General features: G+C 67.7%; 25 protein-coding genes. 15 read left to right on the plus strand and 10 right to left on the minus strand.

Annotated elements, in window-relative coordinates; all coding sequences use genetic code 11:
• Positions 1-108 precede the first annotated feature (108 nt).
• Genes CEX87_RS02435 through CEX87_RS02450 form a run of 4 tightly spaced genes read right to left on the minus strand, consistent with a single transcriptional unit; the run spans position 109 to position 5,018 of the window.
• On the minus strand, positions 109-951 hold the full coding sequence (locus CEX87_RS02435; protein WP_064399054.1) for an LLM class F420-dependent oxidoreductase: 843 nt from the start codon (positions 949-951) through the stop codon (positions 109-111).
• Positions 952-973: 22 nt separating this feature from the next.
• Entirely contained in the window at positions 974-1,819 is an 846-nt protein-coding gene (locus CEX87_RS02440; protein ID WP_064399052.1) for an LLM class F420-dependent oxidoreductase, read from the minus strand.
• 38 nt (positions 1,820-1,857) lie between these two features.
• Positions 1,858-3,351: an ATP-binding protein gene (locus CEX87_RS02445; protein ID WP_064419484.1), complete on the minus strand. Its 1,494-nt coding sequence runs from the start codon at positions 3,349-3,351 to the stop codon at positions 1,858-1,860.
• A complete protein-coding gene (locus CEX87_RS02450; RefSeq protein ID WP_094286179.1) occupies positions 3,351-5,018 on the minus strand; it encodes an NAD(P)/FAD-dependent oxidoreductase in 1,668 nt (555 codons plus the stop codon). The genes CEX87_RS02445 and CEX87_RS02450 overlap by 1 nt, the downstream gene beginning before the upstream one ends.
• A 717-nt stretch (positions 5,019-5,735) precedes the next feature.
• On the opposite strand from CEX87_RS02450, the gene CEX87_RS02460 reads away from it, so the two are divergent.
• The 9 genes from CEX87_RS02460 (at position 5,736) to truA (ending at position 11,807) form a co-directional block, all read left to right on the plus strand.
• Positions 5,736-6,914, plus strand: a complete 1,179-nt coding sequence (locus CEX87_RS02460) for an alpha/beta hydrolase family protein (protein WP_416171884.1) — start codon at positions 5,736-5,738, stop codon at positions 6,912-6,914.
• A gap of 215 nt (positions 6,915-7,129) precedes the next feature.
• Positions 7,130-7,351, plus strand: coding sequence for a translation initiation factor IF-1 (gene infA, locus CEX87_RS02465; protein ID WP_003418601.1), 222 nt, complete (start codon positions 7,130-7,132; stop codon positions 7,349-7,351).
• Positions 7,352-7,387: 36 nt separating this feature from the next.
• Positions 7,388-7,501: a 50S ribosomal protein L36 gene (gene rpmJ / locus CEX87_RS02470; protein WP_003879483.1), complete on the plus strand. Its 114-nt coding sequence runs from the start codon at positions 7,388-7,390 to the stop codon at positions 7,499-7,501.
• A 176-nt stretch (positions 7,502-7,677) separates the two neighbouring features.
• Entirely contained in the window at positions 7,678-8,052 is a 375-nt protein-coding gene (rpsM, locus tag CEX87_RS02475; RefSeq protein ID WP_064345640.1) for a 30S ribosomal protein S13, read from the plus strand.
• Between the two features lie 6 nt (positions 8,053-8,058).
• Positions 8,059-8,475 (plus strand): 30S ribosomal protein S11, encoded by a 417-nt coding sequence (rpsK, locus tag CEX87_RS02480; RefSeq protein WP_094285852.1) that lies wholly within the window; start codon positions 8,059-8,061, stop codon positions 8,473-8,475.
• 21 nt (positions 8,476-8,496) lie between these two features.
• Complete coding sequence (gene rpsD / locus CEX87_RS02485; RefSeq protein ID WP_064426594.1) at positions 8,497-9,102, plus strand: 30S ribosomal protein S4; 606 nt, start codon at positions 8,497-8,499, stop codon at positions 9,100-9,102.
• A 73-nt stretch (positions 9,103-9,175) separates the two neighbouring features.
• Positions 9,176-10,228: a DNA-directed RNA polymerase subunit alpha gene (locus tag CEX87_RS02490; RefSeq protein WP_094285854.1), complete on the plus strand. Its 1,053-nt coding sequence runs from the start codon at positions 9,176-9,178 to the stop codon at positions 10,226-10,228.
• A gap of 63 nt (positions 10,229-10,291) precedes the next feature.
• On the plus strand, positions 10,292-10,930 hold the full coding sequence (gene rplQ / locus CEX87_RS02495) for a 50S ribosomal protein L17 (RefSeq protein WP_064399043.1): 639 nt from the start codon (positions 10,292-10,294) through the stop codon (positions 10,928-10,930).
• 7 nt (positions 10,931-10,937) lie between these two features.
• Positions 10,938-11,807: a tRNA pseudouridine(38-40) synthase TruA gene (gene truA, locus CEX87_RS02500; protein ID WP_064399042.1), complete on the plus strand. Its 870-nt coding sequence runs from the start codon at positions 10,938-10,940 to the stop codon at positions 11,805-11,807.
• A gap of 7 nt (positions 11,808-11,814) precedes the next feature.
• On the opposite strand, the gene CEX87_RS02505 is transcribed toward truA, so the two are convergent.
• The 4 genes from CEX87_RS02505 to CEX87_RS02520 form a co-directional block, all read right to left on the minus strand.
• On the minus strand, positions 11,815-12,471 hold the full coding sequence (locus CEX87_RS02505) for a cutinase family protein (protein WP_064399040.1): 657 nt from the start codon (positions 12,469-12,471) through the stop codon (positions 11,815-11,817).
• 102 nt (positions 12,472-12,573) lie between these two features.
• On the minus strand, positions 12,574-13,233 hold the full coding sequence (locus CEX87_RS02510; protein WP_064427247.1) for a cutinase family protein: 660 nt from the start codon (positions 13,231-13,233) through the stop codon (positions 12,574-12,576).
• Positions 13,234-13,260: 27 nt separating this feature from the next.
• Positions 13,261-14,010, minus strand: coding sequence for a cutinase family protein (locus tag CEX87_RS02515; protein ID WP_416171881.1), 750 nt, complete (start codon positions 14,008-14,010; stop codon positions 13,261-13,263).
• A gap of 33 nt (positions 14,011-14,043) precedes the next feature.
• The gene (locus tag CEX87_RS02520; RefSeq protein ID WP_064394318.1) at positions 14,044-15,060 is read right to left on the minus strand and encodes an EamA family transporter; all 1,017 of its coding nucleotides are present in this window, start codon (positions 15,058-15,060) and stop codon (positions 14,044-14,046) included.
• 77 nt (positions 15,061-15,137) lie between these two features.
• On the opposite strand from CEX87_RS02520, the gene CEX87_RS02525 reads away from it, so the two are divergent.
• Positions 15,138-15,704, plus strand: coding sequence for a CGNR zinc finger domain-containing protein (locus CEX87_RS02525; protein ID WP_094285856.1), 567 nt, complete (start codon positions 15,138-15,140; stop codon positions 15,702-15,704).
• A 44-nt stretch (positions 15,705-15,748) separates the two neighbouring features.
• Positions 15,749-17,140 carry a type VII secretion protein EccB gene (eccB, locus tag CEX87_RS02530; protein ID WP_094285858.1) on the plus strand — a complete coding sequence of 464 codons (1,392 nt, stop codon included), beginning with the start codon at positions 15,749-15,751 and terminating at the stop codon, positions 17,138-17,140.
• Here eccB and mycP read toward each other — a convergent pair.
• Together mycP and eccD are read right to left on the minus strand one after the other, a co-directional pair.
• Entirely contained in the window at positions 17,108-18,457 is a 1,350-nt protein-coding gene (gene mycP, locus CEX87_RS02535) for a type VII secretion-associated serine protease mycosin (RefSeq protein ID WP_094285860.1), read from the minus strand. The genes eccB and mycP overlap by 33 nt on opposite strands.
• Positions 18,454-19,806, minus strand: a complete 1,353-nt coding sequence (gene eccD, locus CEX87_RS02540) for a type VII secretion integral membrane protein EccD (RefSeq protein ID WP_094285862.1) — start codon at positions 19,804-19,806, stop codon at positions 18,454-18,456. Before eccD ends, mycP begins: the two co-directional genes overlap by 4 nt.
• Positions 19,807-19,957: 151 nt before the next feature.
• On the opposite strand from eccD, the gene eccCa reads away from it, so the two are divergent.
• The 4 genes from eccCa to CEX87_RS02560 all read left to right on the plus strand — a co-directional run bounded on the left by eccCa (position 19,958) and on the right by CEX87_RS02560 (position 25,462).
• Entirely contained in the window at positions 19,958-23,635 is a 3,678-nt protein-coding gene (eccCa, locus tag CEX87_RS02545; RefSeq protein ID WP_094286185.1) for a type VII secretion protein EccCa, read from the plus strand.
• Positions 23,632-24,765 carry a type VII secretion-associated protein gene (locus tag CEX87_RS02550; RefSeq protein ID WP_094285864.1) on the plus strand — a complete coding sequence of 378 codons (1,134 nt, stop codon included), beginning with the start codon at positions 23,632-23,634 and terminating at the stop codon, positions 24,763-24,765. Before eccCa ends, CEX87_RS02550 begins: the two co-directional genes overlap by 4 nt.
• Positions 24,766-24,831: 66 nt before the next feature.
• Positions 24,832-25,155 carry a WXG100 family type VII secretion target gene (locus tag CEX87_RS02555; RefSeq protein WP_094285866.1) on the plus strand — a complete coding sequence of 108 codons (324 nt, stop codon included), beginning with the start codon at positions 24,832-24,834 and terminating at the stop codon, positions 25,153-25,155.
• A gap of 10 nt (positions 25,156-25,165) precedes the next feature.
• Positions 25,166-25,462 carry a WXG100 family type VII secretion target gene (locus CEX87_RS02560; protein ID WP_064394310.1) on the plus strand — a complete coding sequence of 99 codons (297 nt, stop codon included), beginning with the start codon at positions 25,166-25,168 and terminating at the stop codon, positions 25,460-25,462.
• Positions 25,463-25,464: the final 2 nt, after the last annotated feature.

The following is a 25,464-nucleotide window of genomic DNA, read 5'->3' on the forward strand; positions in this document are numbered from 1 at the left end:
CCCCCGGGATCTGCGAACCCCCCCACCGCTCCACCGGAACCCGGTGCGCCGCAGAACAAGACCTGGCAGACGATGCTGCTACCCCCGACCGGTTGACGGTGGGCCCCGTCAGCCCTTCAAACCGAGCGGCCCGGCCAACTCGGTCAGTGTGGGGATCAAGACGTCCCATCCGCCGAGCACCTGGATCGCGACGTGATCGGCACCCGCGTCCAGGTGCTCGTTGAGCCGCGCGGCGATCGCGTCGGGGGTGCCGTGGGCGACGAGCGCGTCGATCAGCCGGTCGCTGCCGGGCTTGGCGACGTCGTCCTCGGTGAAGCCCAAACGCTTCCAGTTGTTCAGGTAGTTCGACAGGTTGAGGTAGAAATCGACTGTCTGCCTGCCGATCTCGCGCGATGCCTCGGCGTCGCGGGCCAATACGACCTTGTGCTCCGGTGCGATGAACACCGTGGGGCCCAAGAGGTTTCGTGCCTCTCCGGTGTGCTGCGGGGTGGTCAGGTACGGGTGCGCCCCTGCGCTGCGCTGCGCCGACAGCTTGAGCACCTTGGGCCCCAGCGCCGCGATCACCCGCCGGCTCGTCGGCACCTTCTTCGCATCCAGCGCGTCGAGGTACTCGACGAGCACGTCGTACGGTTTGCGGTACTCCTCGGTGTGCTCGGGATGACCGATACCGATGCCCAGCAGGAACCGGCCCGGATACGCCTCCTCGACGCGGTGGTAGGCGTCGGCGACCTCGCCGGCGGGCGCCGTCCACACGTTGATGATCCCGGTCGCGACCTGAAGGTTCTCGGTGCGCTCGAGGATCGGCTCGACGTATTCCAGGTTGCCGGCAGGCGATCCGCCGATCCACACCGCGCCGTAGCCGAGCTTCTCGATCTCCACGGCCTGTTCGGGTTTCGGAACGCCGAACGTCCATACGCCGTAGCGGCCGAAATTGGGCTTGAGCTCAGTCATACGGATCCCTTCGGTGGTGACGTCACTTCAATCCGAGCGGACCCGCCAATTGAGCCAACGCGTCCACCAGCTTGTCCGGTCCGGTGAGCACCTGCACGGGCACGTGGTCGGCGCCCGCCTCGAGATGCTCGTTGAGCCGTTCGGCTATGGCGTCGACGGTGCCATACGCCACCACGGCGTCGACAAGCCGGTCGCTGCCCGGCTTCGCGACCTCGTCGTCGGTGAATCCGAGACGCTTCCAGCTGTTGAGATAGTTCGTCAGGTTGAGATAGATCGCGAGTGCCTTGCGGCCGACCGCGCGCGCCTGCTCGGGGTCGGTGGTCGGCACCACCTTGTGCTCAGGAGCGATGAACGCATCCGGGCCGATCAGCTTGCGCGCCTCGGCGGTGTGTTCCGGCGTCGTCAGGTAGGGGTGCGGCCCGGCCGCGCGGTCCGCGGACAGCTTGAGCACCCGCGGACCCAGCGCCGCGACCACCCTTCTGTCCTTCGGCACCCCGTGCTCGTCGAGCTTGTCGAGGTAGGTGACGAGCGCGTCGTACGGCTTCTGGTATTCGGTATGAGCCTCCGGGTGGCCGACGCCGATACCCAGCACAAAGCGTCCCGGATGGGCCTTCTCGATGCGGTGGAAGGACTCGCTGACCGGCTCGGCGTCCGCGGTCCAGATGTTGACGATGCCGGTCGCCAGTTTGAGTGTGTTCGTCGCCTCGAGAATCGGTTCCGCCCAGGACAATTCGGCCGCCGGTGAACCGCCTGCCCAGATCGCCCCGTAGCCGAGGTCTTCGATGGCCCGCAGTTGCTCCGGGCTCAGCTTCTGCCACATGGAGTAATGGCCGAACGCGCCGTACCTGCCGAGATCGGGTTTCGTCATGGTCGCTCCAACTTCTCGGTGTCCAAGGGTTATTCCGGCTATCCGGCTGTGAGGGGAAGTTCCGTCGGGGTCGGCGCTTCGGGGGCCGGCGCAACCAACGGTAGATCGATGACGAACCGGGTGTCGCCGGGCGCGGACGTGACCTGGATGTCGCCGTGGTGCTTTTCGACGACGATGCGCCGGGCGAGATCGAGCCCCAGACCGGTGCCCTGACCGAACGGCTTGGTGGTGAAGAACGGTGTGAAGATGCGGTCGATGTTCTTCTCGGCGATGCCTTGCCCGTCGTCGCAGATCTCGACGCGGATCATTTCGTCGTTCTTGCGCGACGTGCGGATCGTCAACGTGCCCTCATAGTTCATCGCTTGGATCGCGTTGTCGATGATGTTGGTCCAGACTTCGTTGAGATCGCCTGGGTAGCACATCAATTGAGGCAGTGTGGTGTCCTTCTCCCACACCAGCGCGACCGGTTTGTCCTTACCTACCTTGTCGCCGAAGATGGTCTTGATCGTGCTGTGGATCAGCTCGTGGACGTTGGCGGCCTGGTACTCGCTGCGGTCCATCTGCGAGTACTGCTTGGCGCCGGCCAGCAGCGCCGAGATCCGCTTGCTGGCGTCGGCGATCTCGTTCATCCGTAGTTCGGCGTCGATCGTGTACTTCAGCCAACCCAATGCGCTTTGCAGCGTCGCCGAGCAGTCGACGTCATCGATCGAGGCTTGCACACGTTCGAGCCAGTCGAGGTCCAGGCCCGCCTCCACGAACGTCGGGGCGTAGTCCCAGGCGCTGGCGATGCCGCGGCCCTCCAGCCAGTCGCCGATGTGCTCTTCGGAGTCGGACAACTCCAGCGCGGTGAGTTCCTGCGCCTTGGACTTGGCGACCTGCTCGGCGACTTCGTCCTGGATTCGCACGAGCACCCGCAGCGCTTCCGGGGTGAACTTGCCGTCGGCCAGCATCGCCAGCTTGTAGCGCATCTTGCCGACGCCCTCGCGAAGGTCGGCCACCGCGCGGGCGGCGGCCGCCGCCGGGTTGTTGAGCTGATGGGTCAGGCCGGCGGTGATCGTGCCCAGCGCCAGCAGCTTCTCGCGCTGGCCGAGGATCTGACTCTGGCGCCGGCCGCCGACGCGGTGCCCCTCGAGCAGGTGCACTGCCATCGGGAACTCCGCTTGCATGAATTTCGCGAACGCGTCGGCGTCGAGCACGAAGAAGCGGGACGGCCTCGTGACGCGAACCGAGGCTTCGTAGAGGTGCTCCTCGCCGGGGACGTAGGCCGACCACGCGCCGCAGTACACCCCGCGCTGGGACGTGCGATTGGTCTCGATGTCCACGCCGCCCGAGCGCTTCGACATCACCAGCTCACCGTCGAGCAGCACGTAGAAACAGGTCGCGGGGTCGCCCTCGGTGCACACCGGACCGGGGTCGAACGTGGTGATGTGGCCGTTGTCGCACAGCACCTGTAGTTGCCGGTCGTCGAGCGCCTCGAACAGGAACAGCGAGCGCAGTTCGTCGGGCATGCACTGGTTCTCGTTGTCGCCCATCACGCCTCCGCCAGGTATCGGTGCACCAACATCACCGCCATCGACCCTTCGCCGACGGCGGCCGCCACCCTCTTGGCGGATTCGGAACGCACATCTCCTGCAACAAACACACCGGGCACGCTTGTTTCCAGGTGGTGCGGCGGACGGTCCAGCGTCCAGCCGGCCACGTCGCGCAGATCGGGTCCGGCGAGGATGAATCCGTGGTCGTCGCGGGCGATACCGGCCTGTTCCACCCAGTCGGTGCGCGGTTCGGCTCCGATGAAGATGAACATGCGCCCGCACGTGTGTTCCTCGCGCACACCGGTGTTCAGGTTCTCCAGGCAGATGCGTTCGAGGTGGCCGTTGCCTTCGACCTTGTGCACTGCGGTGTGCGGAAGTTCGCGGATGTTGTCGGTCGTCCTGATCTGCTGGATCAGGTAGTAGGACATCGAGTCCTCGAGGGTGCGGCGGCAGACGATGCTCACCTTCTTCGCGGTTCGTGACAGGAACATCGCGGCCTGCCCCGCGGAGTTGGCGCCGCCGATGACGAAGACCTCCTCGTCCTCGCATTCGGCGGCCACCGAGGAGGTGGCTCCGTAGTAGACGCCTGCGCCGGTGAGATCTGCGCAGCCCTCGGCGGGCAGCTGGCGGTACTCCACACCCATCGCCAGAATCACGGCCCGCGTCCCGATCGACCGGCCGTCGGACAGGTGGACGGTGCGCGCGTTGCCGTCGATCTCGAGCGCGGTGACCTCGGCCGCCGTGATGAGCTCGGCCGCGAACTTCTCGGCTTGTCTGCGGGCCCGTTCGGCGAGCTGAGACCCCGAGACGCCGTCGGGAAAGCCGAGGTAGTTCTCGATCCGTGAGCTCTGGCCGGCCTGCCCACCGGTTGCCGTGCGCTCGATGAGCACCGTCTTGAGGCCTTCGGAGGCACCGTATACCGCCGCGGCCAGACCCGCGGGGCCGCCGCCGATGACGACCAGATCGTAGAAGTCCTCCGAGGGCGTGATCGACAAGCCGAGCGTCGCGCCGAGTTCGGCGTCGTCCGGCGCGACGAGCGTCTCGCCCTGTTCGGTGACCACCACCGGAAGCGTCAGCCCGTCGAGTCCCGCGGCATCGAGTAGCTGCCTTCCCTTGGGTTCGTCGGCGCGGAACCACGTGTAGTAGAGCCGGTTGCGGGCGAGGAACTCGCGAACTTCCGACGAGCGTGCATTCCACGGGTGCCCGATGATCTTGGTGTGCGGGATCGCCCGGTCGCCGGTCTCGCGCCAGGCCTCGATCAGCGCGTCGATCACCGGATAGAGCTTCTCCTGCGGCGGGTCCCACGGTTTGAGCAGGTAGTGATCGAGGTCGACGACGTTGATCGCGTCGATCGCGGCGTGCGTGTCGGCATATGCGGTCAGCAGCACGCGGCGGGCCATCGGGAAGATGTCCATCGCCTCTTCGAGGAACTCGATCCCGCTCATCTGCGGCATCCGGTAGTCGGCGACGAACACCGCGACAGTCTCACCGCGCAGTTTGAGTTCGTTGAGCGTCTCGAGCGCATCGGGGCCGTTCTCGGCGCGTACGACGCGAAATCCCTCGCCGTAGTGGCGGCGCAGATCGCGGGCGACAGCGCGCGACACCGCCGGATCGTCATCGACGCTCAAAATGACGGGTTTACGAGGCTGGGGCGAGGGGCCGGTCATCGCGTACAAGTATGCGGCCATCGTCCAGCCGATATCGGGGTCAGTTGCTCAGGTTCGCTGCGAAACCATCCGGGGTCGACGAGACCGCCTTCCTGACGGGTGCCGGTTGAGCGCTTCGGTGATTTCCCGGCTGCGGGTCCGCTGGGTGCGCTGTGCTATGCCGCGTATCATCTTCTGCTCCATCACGAAATGCGGTATGTCGAACCAGGAATGCCCGACCGCGCCACCGCTGCCGCGCACCACAAGGCGGGTCCGTCCCACTTCTCGCCGGAGCACGAACGACCAACAGCCCGAGGCCTTCTCGCCCCGTTGCAGCCGGCCGAAGTCAGCCGGTGACACCAGCACAAGATGTGAGCCGGGTTTCACCGCCGTTGACCACTTCTCATCGGGCCACCGGCCGTCGGCGATGGCTAGGGACCGAAGTCACCTATGCGGCAAACGAAGCGGCAGAACGACCTTAGGTCGGGTATAGGGGCCGCCACATTTGTCGTGCACAGTGGTGAGCGCCACTGGCGCTGGGCGGCCTGCGCCGAATCCGGCTCAGCCTCAGTACGATTGCACGGTTCAACAGGTGACCAATGGCACTACGGGTACGACGACCGCGTCGCTACTGTCGGAGGTGTGGGAACAGACGACATCGGCGTCGGCGCCGACAACGACGCACGTACTCCGCACCGCCCCACCGTGCCGCGGATACAGGCGCCGCTGCGCAAGGCGGTGCAACCGCTGACGAGAACTGGCGGCTACTACGCGCGCTCGTGGCGTGACTACCTCCACGACGGCCGCGATCAGACGCCGACTGTGCGGCCGACGGTCGCGTTGGCCGCCGAGGCGTTCCGTGACGAAGTGGTGCTGCTCGGGCTGCGAGCGCGGCGTCCGCTCAGCGATCCGCGGGCGTTCGAGCGGATCCACGGTGAAGTGGTGGCGGCGCTGGACTTCTACGGAGAGCGTGGATGCCTCGACGACCCGGCGGCGTTCTTCGCCGCGCCGGGGCCGCCCAGCGACTTGGACGTCTCACCGGTGCGTCGCCGCAACCGCTCCTATTACCGGTTGCGCTGGACCAGCGGGTACCGGCCGGACGCCGCCGAACCGGGCGCCGACCGCTGGCTGGGTTATGACGCCGTCTCGCGCGGCTACGGTCTGCTGCTGTGCCACCCCGAACCGCGGCCGTGGCTGGTGTGTGTCCACGGCACCGAGATGGGGCGGGCGGCGATCGACCTGGCGATCTTCCGCGCCTGGTACCTGCATGAGGAGTTGGGTCTCAACGTCGTGATGCCGGTGCTGCCGATGCACGGTCCGCGAGCCAAGGGACTGCCGAAGGGTGCGGTGTTCCCCGGCGAGGACGTCCTCGACGACATCCACGCCACCGCGCAGGCGGTGTGGGACGTCCGCAGCCTGCTGGCATGGATTCGCCGGCAGCAGCCGGACGCGCCGATCGGCGTGTACGGCCTGTCGTTGGGCGGTTTCATCGCGGCGTTGGTGGCCAGCCTCGACGAGGACCTGGAATGCGCGGTGCTGGGCGTGCCGGTCGCAGACCTGGTCGGGCTTTTGGCGCGGCACTCCGGCATGGACAGCGACGATCCGCGGATGGAGACGATCAGGCTGGCCGCCCCGCTGGGCCGGATGATCTCGCCGCTGTCGTTGCCGCCGCAAGTCCCGATGGCCGGGCGCTTCATCTACGCGGGCGTCGCCGACCAGGTGGTCCACCCTCGCGAGCAGATCGACCGGCTGTGGGAGCACTGGGGCCGTCCCGACATCCAGTGGTACCGCGGCGGGCACACCGGCTTCTTCAGGTCCCGGCCCGTGCACCGGTTCGTCACGGCCGCGCTGGTGCAATCGGGCCTGGTCCGCGGTAGTGACGCAGAACCGGACCGGCCCGAGACGGCGACGGGGTGACGGAGCCCTCCGTCGCGATTTTGGGCGCGGCCGGTGGGCGAGTACCATGGATCAACGGTGCGGTGATCGCGCCGACTCTTTGCGTGCCCTGTTCAGGAATTTCTGGCTACTGGCTCACGTTCTGTAGTCGGAGCAAATGCTGCGCCACAAGCAGTATCCGCCGCTCGCGGCGGGAAGGCGCCAACAATCAGGACACGGAGGATCTCCGAAAAACAATGGCCAAGAAAGACGGTGCCATAGAGGTCGAGGGTCGCGTGGTCGAACCCCTGCCCAATGCGATGTTCCGCATTGAGCTGGAGAACGGACACAAGGTCCTTGCCCACATCAGCGGCAAGATGCGGCAGCACTACATCCGCATCCTGCCCGAGGACCGCGTCGTGGTGGAGCTGTCTCCCTACGACCTGTCCCGGGGCCGCATCGTTTACCGGTACAAGTAAAAACAGACACTCCAGAAGAACAGGATCGAACGAGCCGTGAAGGTGAACCCGAGCGTCAAGCCCATTTGCGATAAGTGCAGGGTGATCCGCCGGCATGGGCGGGTCATGGTGATCTGCTCTGATCCACGCCACAAGCAGCGGCAGGGCTAGACCCGCCGGCTGCCGACACAACTGAATGACGAAACCCCAGTACCACTGAGCTGCCCGGCGCGTCAGCGCCAAAAAGACGTATCAGCGCCGCTCGTCACGTCCGGCACGGAGGCCGGACCCCATATGAGGGAACGGACTGGGACAAGACCTCCGCATAGAAGAAGGAACACTGCCTGATGGCACGTCTCGTGGGCGTCGACCTCCCGCGCGATAAGCGCATGGAGATCGCCCTGACCTATATCTACGGCGTCGGCCGTACCCGCTCCCAGGAGATCCTGGACGCCACCGGCATCAGCCGGGATCTGCGCACGAAGGACCTGACAGATGATCAGGTGACCCAGCTGCGCGACTACATCGAAGCCAACCTCAAGGTGGAGGGCGATCTGCGCCGCGAGGTGCAGGCCGACATCCGCCGCAAGATCGAGATCGGCTGCTACCAGGGCCTGCGGCACCGCCGCGGGCTTCCGGTGCGCGGCCAGCGGACCAAGACCAACGCGCGCACCCGCAAGGGTCCCAAGCGCACCATCGCCGGCAAGAAGAAGGCCAGGTAATCGACGATGCCACCCGCAAAAAAGGCAGCGGCCGGCCCCAAGAAGGGGCAGAAGACCCGTCGCCGGGAAAAGAAGAACGTCCCGCACGGCGCCGCGCACATCAAGAGCACGTTCAACAACACGATCGTGACGATCACCGACCCGCAGGGCAACGTCATCGCCTGGGCGTCGTCGGGGCACGTGGGCTTCAAGGGCTCGCGTAAGTCCACACCGTTCGCCGCGCAGCTGGCCGCCGAGAACGCCGCCCGCAAGGCGCAGGAACACGGCGTGAAGAAGGTCGACGTGTTCGTCAAGGGCCCGGGCTCGGGCCGCGAGACCGCGATCCGGTCGCTGCAGGCCGCCGGCCTCGAGGTCGGCGCGATCGCCGATGTCACGCCGCAGCCGCACAACGGGTGCCGTCCGCCGAAGCGGCGCCGGGTCTAGTAGGACGAGGAGAAACAGACAATGGCTCGTTACACCGGACCCGCGACCCGCAAGTCCCGCCGCCTCGGCGTGGACCTGGTCGGCGGCGATCAGTCGTTCGAGAAGCGCCCCTACCCGCCCGGCCAGCACGGTCGCGCGCGGATCAAGGAAAGCGAATACCGCCTGCAGCTGCAGGAGAAGCAGAAGGCCCGCTTCTCCTACGGCGTGATGGAGAAGCAGTTCCGTCGCTACTACGAGGAGGCCAACAGGCTGCCCGGCAAGACCGGTGACAACCTGCTGCGCATCCTGGAGAGCCGGCTGGACAACGTCATCTACCGCGCAGGCCTGGCCCGCACCCGCCGGATGGCGCGACAGCTGGTCAGCCACGGCCACTTCCTGGTCAACGGTGTCAAGGTCGACATCCCGAGCTACCGGGTGTCGCAGTACGACATCATCGACGTGAAGGAAAAGTCGCTGAACACCGATCCTTTCGTGATCGCGCGGGAGACCGCGGGCGACCGCCCGATCCCGTCGTGGCTTCAGGTCGTCGGTGAGCGCCAACGCATCCTGGTGCATCAGCTGCCCGAGCGTGCACAGATCGACGTCCCGCTCACCGAGCAGCTGATCGTCGAGCTCTACTCGAAGTAAATTTCCCGCCGCCCAGATGGCGGCCGGGTGTGCGGCATCAAATAGCGGGTGCCGTAGAGGAGGAAAGAAACACATGCTGATCTCTCAGCGCCCCACACTGTCCGAAGATGTCAAGGCCGAGAACCGCTCCCAGTTCGTAATAGAGCCGCTGGAGCCAGGTTTCGGTTACACCCTTGGCAATTCGCTTCGGCGCACGCTGCTGTCGTCCATCCCGGGCGCGGCGGTCACCAGCATCCGCATCGACGGAGTGCTGCACGAGTTCACCACGGTGCCCGGAGTCAAGGAAGACGTCACCGACATCATCCTGAGCCTCAAGGGCCTGGTCGTCTCGTCGGAAGAAGATGAGCCGGTCACCATGTACCTGCGCAAGCAGGGGCCGGGTGAGGTCACCGCGGGTGACATCGTTCCGCCCGCCGGCGTGACGGTGCACAACCCCGAGATGCACATCGCCACCCTCAACGACAAGGGCAAGCTCGAGGTCGAGCTCGTCGTCGAGCGCGGTCGCGGCTACGTGCCGGCCGTGCAGAACAAGGCCTCGGGCGCCGAAATCGGCCGCATCCCTGTCGATTCGATCTACTCGCCGGTGCTCAAGGTCACCTACAAGGTGGAGGCCACCCGCGTCGAGCAGCGCACCGACTTCGACAAGCTGATCCTCGACGTGGAGACCAAGAACTCGATCACGCCGCGTGACGCGCTCGCTTCGGCGGGCAAGACGCTGGTCGAATTGTTCGGTCTGGCACGGGAACTCAACGTCGAGGCCGAAGGTATCGAGATCGGGCCCTCCCCGGCCGAGGCCGATCACATCGCCAGCTTCGCGCTGCCGATCGACGATCTGGACCTGACGGTGCGGTCGTACAACTGCCTCAAGCGCGAGGGTGTGCACACCGTGGGCGAACTGGTCGCACGCACGGAGTCCGACCTGCTGGACATCCGCAACTTCGGCCAGAAGTCCATCGACGAGGTGAAGATCAAGCTGCATCAGTTGGGCCTGTCGCTCAAGGACAGCCCAGCCTCGTTCGATCCGTCCGAGGTCGCCGGCTACGACGTCGCCACCGGCACGTGGAACAGCGATGCCGGCTACGACCTGGACGACAACCAGGACTACGCCGAAACCGAACAGCTCTAAACAACAGAGTCCGTCCCGGCCCTACCTGATACGGGGGTCGGCCCCACATAGGAGATAGTCGCAATGCCCAAGCCCACCAAGGGCCCTCGCCTCGGCGGGTCGTCCTCGCACCAGAAGGCGCTGCTGGCCAACCTGGCCACCTCGCTCTTCGAGCACGGCCGCATCAAGACCACCGAGCCGAAGGCACGGGCGTTGCGTCCCTATGCGGAAAAGCTCATCACGCACGCCAAGAAGGGCACGCTGCACAACCGGCGTGAGGTGATGAAGAAGATCCGCGACAAGGACATCGTGCACACGCTGTTCGCCGAGATCGGCCCGTTCTACGCCGACCGCGAGGGCGGTTACACACGCATCATCAAGGTCGAGAACCGCAAGGGCGACAATGCCCCGATGGCGGTCATCGAGCTGGTGCGGGAGAAGACGGTGACCTCGGAGGCCAACCGTGCACGCCGGAGCCGCTCCGGCGGCGACGTCGGATCCGGTGCCGCGGGTGCGCAGAAGACCGAGCAGCCGGTTGCGGCCGCGTCGGCCCCACAGGCCGCGGTCGTGCCCGAGGCCGCCGAGGGTCCCACCGAGGACGAATCGGTCGAGGAAGCCAGGACCGAATCGAGCGAGGCCGAGTCGTCCGAGGGCGCTGAGGCCGAGGCTTCGGCCGACGAGCCCGCACAGGTTGAGGCCGATAAGGATGACGACAAGTCCTGAGGACGTCATGAGCGAGCCCGCCATCGAATCCGGTGGCGGGCTCGTTCGTCTCCGGCTCGACATCGCCTACGACGGAACCGAGTTCGCCGGCTGGGCGGTCCAGACAGGACAGCGGACCGTGGCCGGTGTCCTCGAAGAGGCGCTGTCGACGGTGTTCCGCACCGCGGTGGTGGTGCGCGGGGCGGGTCGTACCGACACCGGTGTGCACGCCACCGGTCAGGTCGCTCATGTCGATGTGCCCGAAGAGGCCCTGCCACACGCTTATCCGCGTGCGACGCGTCCCGGCGACAGCGAGTTCCTGCCGCTGGTGCGACGGCTCGGCCGGTTCCTGTCCCGAGATGTGCGGGTGCTCGACGTCAAGCGTGCCGCCGCCGGTTTCGACGCCCGCTTCTCCGCGCTGCGCCGCCACTACGTCTATCGATTGTCGACGGCGCCATTCGGTGTCGAACCGCACGAGGCGCGCTTTGTCACTGCCTGGCCGCGCCCGCTCGACGTGGACGCGATGACCGAGGCGTCACGGAAGCTACTGGGACTGCACGACTTCGCCGCATTCTGTCGGCACCGCGAGGGCGCCACCACCATCCGCGACCTGCAGCGCCTGGACTGGTCGCGTGAGGGGGCGCGCGTCACCGCGCATGTCAGCGCCGACGCCTTCTGCTGGTCCATGGTCCGGTCACTGGTCGGTGCGCTGCTGGCGGTCGGCGAACACCGCCGCGAACCCGACTGGTGCGCAAGTTTGTTGGCCGCCGATCGGCGGTCCAGCGAATTCGCGGCAGCGCCTCCGCAGGGGTTGACCCTCGTCGGCGTCGACTACCCGTCCGACGATCAGCTCGAAGCGCGCACGAAGGTCACCCGCGACCTGCGGGTGGTCGACTAGATCCCCTCTAGATCCGGGCGGCGATGAAGTCGGCCGCCTGGTTGACCATGCCCGCATTCACATATGCGCGCGCGGCGTGGTCGGGCCAGTTGCCCTCCCAGGTCTTCGGCTCTGCGGGGTTGCAGATCGGATCGGCACCGTGGCACAACTCGATGGTGCGCTCGCCGTAGAGCGGGCTGAAGTTCGTGATCGGCCCGGCCCATGCGATGCCGTTGCCGAACAGTGCGACCGCAGCGATGTGGCGGTCCATTCCCGGTGGCAGCGGCTTGTCGAACCCGAACGCGGCGATGGGTGCGGCCAGCACGACGTCGGTCACCGCGGCACCCAGCGAGTATCCGCCGAGTACCAGCCGGGTGTCGGGGCACCGTGCCGCCATGTCCTGGATCCGCGAGCTCATGTCGTTGGCGCCGATGTCGATCTCGTAGTCGGCCGGATAGTTCACGGAATAGAGGTTGATGTTCTTGTCGGTCTTGTTGCGCAGCGCGCTGATGAGCGCGTTGCCGATCACGCCGGCACCGGGCGACTCGGTGCGACCGCGGGCGAAGATGAGCTCCGCTTGCGGGCACGACTGCGCGGCGGCGACGGACAAGAGGCCTTGGGTGCCCAGGGGGACGGGCGCGATCAGCCCCGCGACTGCGAGGACGACCGCCCCGATGAGCAGCATTCCCCGGCGCCCCAAGCTGCGAACAAGATCGTTTTGCACTCCGCCGATCCTATAGGAACTAATCAACGCCGACGAAGGTAATCCTTCGCGGTTGCCGCGACCTCAGACCAGCCGCGCCACGAAATCCGCAGCCCGGTTCGCCATTCCGGCTCCGACGTAATCGCTGTGGGCGAACGGATTGCGGCCGCGGGAACAGATCGGGTCGCCGTCGGTGCACAGGTCGATCGCCCGCCCACCGAAGATCGGCGCGGACGTGATCGGGTTGCCGAACTTGGTCGCCGGGTTGCCGAACACCGCGACGGCCGCGACGTTGGGCGCGACGTTCGGTGGCAGCACCGGGCCCAGCGCGCCGATCCGGTTCCCCAGCGGCGGGATGCCGGCCAGCATGTCGACGACCGCAGCGCCCTGAGAGAACCCGCCGAGCACGATGCGCGAGCCCGGACACGACTGCGCGGTGTTGGTGACGAACGCCGCCGCGTCGGCGGCACCGTCGGCCGCCATCACAAAGTCGTAGGTGGCCGGGTAGGCCACCCCGTAGGCCGACAGCGTGCGGTCCCCGAGCTGCGGACGCAGCGCGTCGACGAACGCCTGGCCGACACGGCCGATGCCGGGAGGTTCACCGGTGCCGCGGGCGAACACCACCGTCACATCCGAGCAGCCCTGCGCCGAAGCGAGGGGTGGCGCGAGAACGGAAGGGGTCAATCCGGTTGCCGCGACGACGGCTGCGCCGGTGAACCGACGACGAAGGCGAGCGAAATCCACGGGACGAGATGATATCGCCGCGCGGAATCAGACCAGACCGGCGACGAAGTTCGCTGCCTCCTGGACCAGGCCGGCGGTCACGTAGTCGTTGTGGGCGAACGGGTTACGGCCCCGGGAGCAGATCGGGTCGCCGTCCTTGCACAGGTCGATCGCGCGGCCCGCGAACACCGACTTGGTGATCGGGTTGCTGAACTTGGTCGCCGGGTTGCCGAACACCGCGACGGCGGCGACGTTGGGCACCAGGCTGCCCGGCAGCGGGGGAGCCGAACCGATCGAGCCGATCTTGTTGCCGAGCGGCGGAACACCCGCGAGCATGTCGACGACCGCCGCCCCCTGCGAGTACCCGCCGAGCACGATGCGGGTGCTCGGGCACTGCTGCGCCAGCATTGCGATGCGGTTCGTGGCGTCGGTCGCGCCGTCGGCGGCGGCCAGGAAGTCGTATGACGCGGGATAGTTGACCGCGTACGTGCTGATGGTGCGCCCCCCGGTCAGGCCGCGCAGCGCGTTGACGAACGCGGTGCCCGGCGTGCCCAGGCCGGGGGTGTCGTCGGTGCCGCGAGCAAAGATCACCTCGATATCGCTGCACGAGGACCTCGAGGATCCGTATCCGGGGCTGGTGGCGGCCGGCCCGGGCGTCGCGCCGGAACCGTATCCGGGGCTGACGGGGCCGGGTGGGGGGCCGGGTTGGGCGGCCGCCAGCGGGGCCGTGCCGCCGACGAGTGCGGCGACTGCGGCAACCGCGGCCGCCAGTCGGGCCGTCTCGCGCAGCAAAGTCACGCGGACATACTCACATACCAAGGGGTCTGTGGGCTAACAGTTCGCTCGCACGGACGACTCCCCGAGTGGGCCGTGCGGCCACGTCGCCTCGGCAATCGCTTCGGAACGGTCGCCTGCGCGTGCCAGCGCCAGGCCGGCCAGGACGATGGCGCCTCCGACCGCCTGCGTGGGGGTGATCCCCTCGCCCAGCAGGATCCAGGCCGCCAGCACCGCGAACATCACCTCGGAAAGACCGACCAGCGACGCGAAGCGTGGCCGCAGCCGGGCGATGCCCATGATGCCCAGCGTGTAGGCCACCGCGGTGGCGATGACGCCCAGGGCGATGACCGGCACGATCCACGAGGTGGTGTGTCCGGCGATGACGGTGTCGGCGGCGGTGAACGTCAGCGGCATGATCCCGGTCAGTCCGAGGAGTGTGACCGCGACCGAGCCGACGATCAGCCCCGCCGCGGCCAGTGTGACCGGGCTGATTCCGTCGTTGTCGCCCGGGTAGCCGGCGTTGGCCGACATCAGGAAATATCCGGCCGCGCAGACGGCGGCCGCCAGCCCCCAGCCCACGCCGACAACGTTGATGTGCGCTCCCGAGAACACGTCGAGCACCAGCATGATCCCGGCGATCGCCAGCCCGACACCGGCCAGGGTCAGTGTGGTCGGGCGCCGGCGTGTGGTGGCCCAGACCCAGGCGACGACGATGACCGGCGAGGTGTACTCCAACAGCAGCGCGACGCCGACCGACAGGTGCGCGACGGCGTTGTAGTAGAACAGCTGCGCGCCCGCGATCGGGACGACGCCGTAGGCGAGCACCGTCGTGGGGTGACGCAGCGCTTCGCGAATCCACCCGCGCCTGACGATGCTGGCGAAAAGCGCCATCACCAGCGCGCCGCCTGCAAGCCGGGCGACGACCGCGGCGGTCGGGCTCCAGCCCGCCGTCATCAGCGCCTTCGCGAAGGGTCCCGAAGAGCCGAACGCGACCGCCGAACCGACCGCCAGCATCAGCCCGAGCCGGAAGTGGTCAGCAGCGGGCCGCGCGCCCGATGCCGTCACGGCCATGGTCGACCTCCGAGGGAATGTAAGGAGTAAAATGAACTACGCTCCTGACATTAACGACGAGAGGCGTCATGAGTCAAATGCTTTTCAGTCATGACACCGAGCTCACCCTGCGGGCCGCGTGTGAGCTCATCAACAGCGATCGCGTCGACGGTGAGCGGCTCGGTGACATGGCGGCGTTGAACACCTACCTCGACAGCTTCGGCTGGACGGGCCGCCGTGACCGCGACGCCGAGGAACTCGAGTCGGTGCATCGGCTTCGCGACCGCCTGGGCCGAATCTGGGCGGTCGCCGACGATGAGGAGAGCACCGTGGCTGCGGTCAACGCATTGCTGGCCGACACGAACGCCTCGCCATGGCTGACCCGGCATCCGGAGATGCCGGAGTGGCACCTGCACCTCGCGTCGGTGGACGACCCGCTGTGGCAGCGGATGGGCGCGGAGATGGCGATGGCGCTGGCCGACCTGATCCGCATCGGCGAGCTACGCCGCCTCAAGATGTGCGCGGCGTCGGACTGTGACGCGGTGCTGGTGGACATGTCCCGCAACCGGTCGGGCAAGTTCTGCGACACCGGCAACTGCGGCAACCGCCAACACGTGGCGGCGTACCGGGAGCGGCGAGCCATGGACCACGGCCGAAAGCGGTGACGGTCGGAGCTCCCCGCAAGCCTTAGGCTTTCGGCGGGGGAGTTATGACGGTGCGATCGACCACCAAACTGCAGACCAGCGGACACCGCTTCTTGCTGCGGCGCATGCAGCATGCCCTCGTCCGCGGCGACGTGCAGATGCTCGACGATCCGATGCGCGCGCAAGCACTTTCGTTGTCGGTCGGCTCGGTCCTGGCGGTCATCGGGCTCGGGGTGGCCGCCGTCCTGGCGTTTCTGCAGCCCCGAGGCGGACTCGGTGACGCCCCGATCGTGATGGTGCGCGACACCGGCGCCCTCTACGTGCGGATCGACCACAATCTGCACCCGGTCCCGAACCTCGCGTCGGCCTGGCTGATCACCGCTTCGGCGGCCAAACCCCGGCTCGTCAGCGCGTCGGCCGTCGACCGGGCCTCGAGAGGCGCGTCGCTCGGCATCCCGGGCGCCCCTGACATGATCGGCGCGCCGCTGACGCAGGACGAATCGGGATGGCTTGTGTGCGAGGATGATTCGTCGATGTCGACGGTGTTGGTGGGGCCCGCCGACGAGAAGCGCGTCGCGGCGGACAGCGTCCTGGTGAGCGCGGCGGGGGAAGGTGCGGCGACGACGTATCTGCTCTTTGACGGGCGGCGCGCGAGAGTCGATCTGCGTAATCCGGCCGTGGTACGTGCGCTCGAACTCGACGGCGTTGCGCCGCGGCCGGTCACCCGCACCTTGCTCGACACCGTGCCGGAAGTGCCCGAACTCGCGGCGCCCGCCATCCACGACGCCGGAGCGCCCGCGCCGGCGCCGCTGCACGGACTGCGGGTCGGCGCCGTGATCCGTGTGCCGCATGCCGAGTCGTCGCAGCACTACGTGGTACTGAGGACGGGGGTGCAGCGGATCGGCATGGTGGCGGCCGATCTCATCCGGTTCACCCAGCCGCAGGCCGCACACGAGATCGTCACCGTCGAGCCAGGCGCGATCGGCACCGTCCCTGTGGTGGACGAGCTAGCCGTCGGGCAGTTCCCCGAACGTGCCGGTGCCGCAACCGATCCGGTCGTATGCGCGCGGTGGCTGTGGTCAGTGGCCTCCGAATCGGTTGTCACGGAAACCCGCGCGGGCGACGCGATACCCGACAGCGCTGAGCTGCGGCCGGCGCAGCTGGCGCACGCCGATGCCGAAGGGCCCCGAATCGACGCCTTCGCGATGAGAGGGGGCCGCAGCGTGTACGTGCGAGCGGCAGGCGTGACTGGTGACGGTGCACGAAGTGGGACGCTTTTCCTGGTGAACGACGCCGGGGTGGTCTTCGGCATCCGGGATCAAGAGACGGCCGAGCGGCTCGGGCTGACCGGCGATCCGCTGCCGGCACCGTGGCCGCTGCTGGCGAGACTGCCGCGCGGGCCGGAGCTGAGCGTCGAGGCCGCGTCAGTCGCGAGCCGAGGAGTGGGGACGACGTAACCGCTTCACCGACAATGTCATTGCGATGACGCTGACGACCGCCAGGCAGACGACGGTTCCGCGGGTGGCGGTACGCGCCCCGTGTCCGTCCGGTGGTTGCTGTCGCGACAGTGGCACTACCGTCGGGTGGCCGGGATCGGCGGGGGAGGTGGCGCCGCCGGTGACCGCGGCAAGGGTGTCGACGACGCCGTGACCGACGAGCGGATTCCAGCCGCCCGCCGGGTGCCGCGCGGTGTCTTCGATGCGGCGCATGACCTCCCGGGCGGTCAACTGCGGCGAGCGTGACCGCAGCAGCGCGACGATGCCGCTGATGACGGGCGCGGCGTAACTGGTTCCCGCGAGCGGCTTGTCACCGGTCGATGTGGGTAGCGCCGCGACGAACCCGTCGCCATCGCGATCCAGCGACACCACCCGCTCCCCGGGAGCGGCGACGTCGACCCAGGGACCCGCCAACGTGAACTCCGAAGGCGCACCACTCGGTCCGATCGATCCGACCGTCAAGACATAGTCGTCGTACCAGGCCGGGCTCACCACCGCTTTGACGTCGTCCCAGTCCGGTCGTCCCCGCCGGGCCGGATTCTGATGCTCACACAGTCCCGGCGCGCCGGCATTGCCCGCGGCGGCCACCACCACGACGTTCTTCACGTCGACCGCATACGCCAATGCGGCGCCCAGAGGTCCGTCGTCCAAAGCCGTGCCCACGGGGACACATGCGACGGTCGAGACGTTGATCACGGTGGCGCCCATGTCCGCCGCGGTGCGCACGGCGCGAGCGAGGGTGTCCACGTCGCCGAAACCGGATGTTCCCCTGGCATCTTCGGCGCTGAACTTCGTGCTCGACTGGCGGATGGCGATGATCGTGGCCTCGGGTGCGATACCGCTGAACGCGTCGGCGGTAGCCGAATCCGGTGCGGCGCCGACGATCCCCGCGACGATCGTGCCGTGGCCGTCGCAATCGTCGGTGCCGTCGCCGCTGGACACGTAGTCGCCGCCGGGCACCAGGCGAGGCAACAGGCGGTGGCGCGAGACACCGGTGTCGATCACCGCGACGGTCTGCCCGGCTCCCCTGGTGAGTTGCCACACAGACCGAAGGTCCAGGTCGTGCAGTTGGCCGGCGGCGTCGCCGCCGGGGGCGACCTTCTGTGCGATCGTGCATGGATCCGTCTGCTCGGTGGGTTTCGGCGGTGCCGGCGATTGCGGGTGGGGAAGCAGCGAATCATCGACGCGCGGCGGTGTTATCGCGGCCGCCTTGGGCGTGACGATCAGCGGAGCCGAGGCGAATGCCGCGGCGAGGATGACACGAATGAGGAGTGTCACGTCAGCGCCAGGTTGCGGACGAGGCCGAAGACGCCGGCGATCCAGCAGCCCAGCGGTATCACGGCCGCCAATGCCGCGTACTCGGCCAGCTCGGCAGCGCGGCGCGCCGCCAGGCCGGGTGTGAAGCGCAGGAGGGGGATCAGAAGTGCGGTGCCTGCGACAGCGGCCAGAGCCCCCAACCACTGGGCGTGCTGCCGAAGGGCTACGGCGAGGATCACGAACGCCGCTGTGAGCGCGACGAAGCCGCTCGCTGCCAACGCAGCGCGACGCGCAGTCCCGATATGAATACGGGTGCGCAGTAACAGCGCGGCACCGGCGACACCGTCGAACGCCGCAGCCGGCACGGAGAACTCGCGCGCCTCGGAGGAACCGTAGCCAACGGACACGGCGGCGATGGCCGCGGCGATCGATGCGCCGGCGACCATCGCGGTCAGCAGGTCGTGGGCGCGCTCCGCCTCGCTTTCCTCAACAACGTCGGGAAGGCGATCCATGTCGTCGTCCTGCGGGGCGGGGCCGATGCGGCTGAGCGCAATGGCCAGCCGCGGGGCCAGACTCAGCGTCGCCAGCGCCAGTGCCGCGAGCAACGCGCCCGAAGCCGTCCCACCGAGGCGCCATGCGACCGAGGCCGCCGAGACCGCGGTGCACAGCAGGGACGTGGTGGTGATCGCTGCGAGCGGCACAAGACCACGACCGTTGAGGCGCAACGAGACCGCCGCGGTGGCCAGCGCCGCCGATGAGGCAAGCAGCAGATGCGCGGCGAGCGGGCCGCCAGGTACCGCGACGGCGCCCGTCACCGCCGCCATCATCACCGCGATCACGCTTAAGGTGTTGCACAGCAACGGTTCCGAGTGCGCACGCCCGGCGACGGCAGCGGTGATGACCGCGGCGCAGGTCAGTGTGGCGCTGATCAGAATCGGAAGCGTGCGGCCAGCTGGGCCGGCCGACCATAAGAGCGCGATACCGCCGATTCCCGCGGCGACCACGCTGCCGGCCACGCACAGCATGCGCGGAACACCGCCGGTCGCGGGCTGCCGCCTGGTCACCGTGCGGGTGCCATCGCGGTCGGCGAAGACCGGGTCAAAAACGTCCTCGGCGCTGAGCCACAGCACCTCTCCGTCGCGGACCTGGTTGTCGGGCAACGTGAGTGACTCGTCCAGCGCTGATCCGTCGATTCGGTGTAGCCGCCACCGCCTTTGGGCTCCGGCTTCGCGATGATCGGGCTGAACCAACTCGACGATCGACGGAAGCATGTCGCCCAGGTAGGCCCGGCGGGGAAGCGCCAGATCCACAGTCTGGGCCGAATCCGCCCCATCGACGTGAATGCTGACTCGGCAGCCTGAACCAGCCATCGCATCCCCCCTACGGTGCCCGTGTGGTCACCGTAACGCCGCCGACGACGGGTCCACGACACTTGTTTGGTCGGCTGTGGATGGAACCGAACGGATCCCGGCCGCGTCCCATCTCTCGATGGAGTCATCCCGGAAAACGCTCGGCGTCGTGATGAAATCACCACCGGCGCTGCCGAAAGCGACTTCGACCAGTCCCCTCGCGCGCCTGCTGCCGCTGGCCATGCTCGTCGCAGCAGTCGGCATGATGGCCGTGTACTTCACCTCAGGCGCCGGCGCGAACCGCACGCCGATGTTCGCATTCTTTCCGGTGATGATGGTGATGTCGGTGCTCGGCACGATGCTGTACGGAGCCCGCGGCGGGGCGGACCGAGCCGCCGAGATCGACCGCAATCGGCGGAGCTATCTGCGCTATCTCGACGGTATCGACGAGGAGGTCGTGGTCACGGCCGTCGAGCAACGCCGCCAACTGTATTCGCGCCACCCGGCACCCGAGTTGTTGTGGGCATCGGCGGGCAGCCGGCGAACGGCGCGACCGGACCCCGACGATGACGACTTCTGCTGCGTCCGGGTCGGTGTCGGTGAGCAGACGTTGTGCACGCCGTTGGTGGAGCCGGATCTCGGTGCGGTCGCCGATCGGGATCCAGTGACAGTGTCCGCGGTGCACACGCTGATTCGGCAGCGCTCGGTCGTGCCGCGATCGCCGATCGCGGTCGCGCTCCGGGATCATGGTGTCATCGCGGTGTGCGGCGATGACGATTCCGCGCGCGGTCTCGTGCGAGCGATGGTGTGCCAACTCGCGACACACCACGATCCTCGCCAGGTGGCGATAACGACGGTCACGGATCTGGAAACGTCACACGAGTGGGATTGGCTCAAATGGTTGCCGCACCATGAGCATTCATCCCGCACCAGGGGCGGTGCTGCCGGTAGGCACCTCGTGGTGGTCGCGGAGGGACGCCGGACCGGCGAGGTCGTGACGGAGACGAGCGGCGCCACGATCCTCGCGATCGGAGCCGACCCGGTTGGATCCGTGCCGTGTCTGCGTGTCGACGGCGAGCACCTGACCGTGCGCATCGGTGACCGCCGTGAGACGGTTTGCGAGCCGGACTCGCTGACCCTGACGCAGGCCACGATGTGTGCGCGACAGTTGGCGGCCAACGGGTCCGACGCCGCACCCGCCGGTGGAACGCACCGCATGTCGGCGGTCCGGGGCTGGCTCGACCTGATGGGCATCGACCAACCGAACCGGCTGACGCCTGAAAACGTGTGGTCCCAAACCCGACATGTGCGGCCGGTACCCATCGGCGTCGCAGACGACGGCACGCCGGTTCTGATCGACATCAACGAGGCCGCCCGCAGCGGCATCGGCCCCCACGGTCTCTGCGTCGGCGCAACGGGATCCGGAAAATCCGAACTACTGCGCACACTGGTGCTCGGCATGATCACGACACACCCGCCAGAGGTGCTCAACTTCATCCTCGTCGACTTCAAGGGCGGAGCGACGTTTCTCGGCTTGGAACGGTCACGACACGTCGCGGCCGTGATCACCAACCTGGCAGGCGAAGCGCACCTCGTGGCCAGGATGAGTGACGCGCTGGCCGGGGAGATCCACCGCAGGCAGGAGTTACTCCGCGCGGCAGGCAATTTCGTCAACATCGCGGACTACGCCAGGGCTCGGTCACGCGGCGCTCGACTGCCGCCGCTGCCCGCGCTGTTCATCGTCGTCGACGAGTTCTCCGAGCTGCTCGCCCAGCATCCCGACTTCGCCGAGTTGTTCGTCGCGATCGGCAGGCTGGGCCGGTCGTTGGGCATCCACCTGCTGTTGGCCAGTCAACGACTCGACGAGGGCAGACTCCGCGGTCTGGACACCCACCTGTCCTATCGCATCTGCCTCAAGACATTCTCCGCCGGTGAGTCCCGGGCCGTACTGGGTGTGCCCGACGCGCACACGCTGCCCGGCAGGCCGGGCGCGGCTCTGCTGAAGACGGCCGCCGGGGACCTGATCCGGTTCCAGACGGCGTTCGTCTCCGGACCCTGTCCTCGACCGAACACCGAAGTCGGGAGCGACATTGCGGCGCCGATGATCTTCACCGCCAGACCGCCGACGGACCATGACGAGCATGCCGAACATGCGCCGGCCGTCCTCGACGCGGTGTTGGATCGAGTCGCGGACCGAGGAACCGCCGCACACCGGGTGTGGCTGGAGCCGCTCACCGCGCCTCCGACGCTCGACCTGGTCATGTCGACAAGGGCGAAAGATCCGCTCAGTATCCCGATGGGTCTGGTGGACATTCCGTTCGAACAACGCCGCGATCTACTCGTCGCGCAGACGGCCGCGGGGAACGTCGCCATCGTCGGCGCTCCTCAATCGGGCAAGTCGACGGCCCTGCAAACGCTGATGCTGGCCCTCGCGGAGGCACACAGCCCCGAAGACATCTCGCTGTACATAATCGATTTCGGGGGTGGGGCGCTCACGCGCCTCGCGGAGCTGCCGCACGTCGGCGCGGTGTCCGGTCGATCCGATACGGACCTGTGCCGACGCACGGTCGCCGTCATCGAATCACTGATCCGGTCGAGGGAAAAGCTCTTCCGGACAATGGGAATCGGGTCGATGACCGAGTATCGCGCCCGTCGCGCTGCGCAGGATCCCGCTGCGGCCGGCGACCCTCACGGCGACGTCTTCCTCGTCGTCGACGGATGGGCTCACCTGCGTCGTGAGCTCGAACACTTGGAGATGCCGATCACCGCGATAGCCGGGCAGGGACTCGCGTTCGGCGTGCACGTGGTGATCACCGCCTCGCGGTGGCCCGAACTGCGGCCCGCGTTGAAGGATCAGATCGCGACGCGCATTGAACTGCGACTCGGCGACCCGGCCGAGTCGGAGATGGACCGCCGCCGCGCCCGGTCGCTGACCGACTGCCCTCCGGGGCGGGGTATCACCGCCGACGGGCGCGAGATGATGATCGCGCTGCCGCGCTTCGACGGTGTGCCCAGCACCGAGGGGCTCGGCGAAGCGTTGGCCGCAACCGTCGAGCGGCACCGACAGCAGTGGCGCGGCCGCTCCGCCCCGCGCATCCAGCTGCTTCCCGCGCTCGTGCGACATCCCGAGTTGGTCGCACACGGCGTGCAACCGGCCGAGACGATGGTCCTCGGTCTCGACGAGCACGAGTTGGCCCCTGTGACTGTCGATTTCGCCGAGCAGATGAACATGCTGGTCCTCGGGGAAGGCGGCTGTGGCAAGACATCTCTGCTACGCGTGGTGTGTCACGAAATCGTCCGGACTCACCGCGTCGACCAGGTGCGCCTCGAGATCGTAGATTTCCGGCGCTCTCTGCTCGGCGTCGTGGAAACCGAGCACCTCGCCGGGTACGCCGCATCGCCGGTTGCGCTGACCGCGAGGATTCCCAAGCTCCTCGGGATGCTCGAGGCGCGCATGCCCGGCGAAGACGTGACACAACAGCAGTTGCGCGACCGATCGTGGTGGTCCGGGCCTGAAATATTCCTCGTCGTCGATGATTACGACCTGGTGGCCGGATCGACTGGCAATCCACTGACCCCGCTTGCCGACTTCCTGCCGCACGCCGCCGACCTCGGCCTGCATGTCATCGTCGCTCGCCGATCGGGAGGTGCCGCGCGGGCGATGTTCGACCCACTTGTCGCCAGGATGCGGGAGATCGGGTGCCTCGGCGTCATGATGAGCGCAAGCGCGGACGACGGTGTGCTGATGGGCTCGGTCCGGCCCTCGTCGATGCCGCCGGGGCGCGCCACGCTGATCACGCGCGGCGAAGGTGAACGTCTGATCCAGGTCGGCTGGGTGGATCCGCCATGAGCCGCACCCTCGTCGAGGTCGGACCGGCTTCGATACGCGGAGCCAATCCGCTTGATCGCGAACTGGTCTCGTCGGCGCTGGAAGCCATCGACGACGATCTCGCACTGGTCGGCGAAGCGGCGGTGCCCGCGCGCGAACTCTGGTCCCAGCTGATGGCAGCCGCGGTGGGCGGCGCCGACCATGTTGTCCTCGTATGCCCGACGTGGTGGCCGAGCGCACGGATCGATCGCGTACGCGAAGCGACGACGGCGACCAGCGTCGAGGTGATCGGGCGCACCGCGGTGCTCCAGCGGCAGATTCGCGCAACCGTCGTCGAGATCGCCGCGGAGTTGGTGGTTGTCACCCGTCTCGCCGCCACCGCCGTCGTCATCGCCAATGTCGACGACGAAGTGGCGAACAGAGTGGTCGCAGCGGTCGGATGCGCGGGGCCGGTGCTGATCGACGCCCCGGCTGGCCTCGGACCGCTGCCCGACATGATCGCTGAAGAGTTGCGCGGCAACGGTATTGAGGTCCGCTTCGCCCACGAAGACGCAGTTCGTCGACCAGAAGCCGAACCTCCCGCGCCCGATGCCGTCACCGCCGACAGCGAGCCGCACCAGCCACGACGAGCGACGGTGCTGACCATAGTCGTCGCATCGACGATAGCGATATGCGGCGGACTCGGCCTGAGTGGTGACGGCGACCGGGAACAGCACGTCGCACCAACCCTGCTGGTGGAGGGCCGAGTTCAGGTGACGGTGCCCGCGGCGTGGTCGGTGCGGCACATCACGTCCGGCCCGGGCTCGGCTCGCGCACAGATCGCCTCGCCGTCAGACGCCGACGTCGCGCTTCACCTCACCCAGTCGGTGGGCCCGCCGCACGCGGACCTCGCCCAGACTGCGGCCGCGTTGCGAAGCGCCCTGGCAGGTGAGCCCGACGACGTCTTCGTCGACTTCAACCCAACCGGCGCGCCGGCCGGACGAGCAGGCGTCACCTACCGGGAACTGCGCGCCGACCATCACGTCGCATGGACCGTTCTGGTCGATGACGGTGTCCGCATCGCCATCGGCTGCCAGAGCGCACCGGGTCGCGAGTCCACGGTCCGCGAGGTCTGCGACCAGGCGATCAGATCCGCCCACGCGATTTCCTGAATTCAGTGGAACCGGACCGACACCCGGTGCGTCGTACCAGTCAGAAACCTGAAGGAGAGGATCCCCATGACGACACCGCAAGGCGGTTCGCTCACCACCGATTTCGACCTGATGGCCGCGGTTGCCGGCCAGACCGACGCGCGCAACGAGGAGATCCGCGCGATGCTGCAGTCGTTCATCGGGCGGATGAGCGCCGTGCCACTGTCGGTCTGGGGCGGCGTCGCGGCGGCCCGCTTCCGCGACGTCGTCGACCGATGGAATGCCGAGTCGCTGAAGCTACATGCCTCGCTACAGAGGATCGCCGAGACCATCCGGCTCAACCAGCAGACCCTTCGGGAAGCCAACGAGAGCCATTCGCACCGCATCGACGCGGTGGCCAACAACCTGTAGAGGAGCCGTGATGGACCACGTGTTGTCGTACAACTTCGACGAGATCGAATACACCGTCAGGCAGGAGATCCACGCCACATCTGCCCGGCTGAACGGCGCCCTCGAGGAGCTGCGTGCGCACATCGCGCCGCTTCAGCAGGTGTGGACCCGCCAGGCGGCCGAGGCGTACCGACTCGAACAGGCCCGGTGGGAACAAGCGGCAGGCGCGCTGAACGAGATTCTGTTCAGCCTCGGCAACGCGGTTCGCGACGGCGCCGACGACGTTGCCGCCACCGACCGCAGTGCCGCAGGAGCGTGGGGCGCCTGACT

Source organism: Mycobacterium lehmannii (assembly GCF_002245535.1).
GTDB classification, from domain to species: Bacteria; Actinomycetota; Actinomycetes; order Mycobacteriales; family Mycobacteriaceae; genus Mycobacterium; species Mycobacterium lehmannii.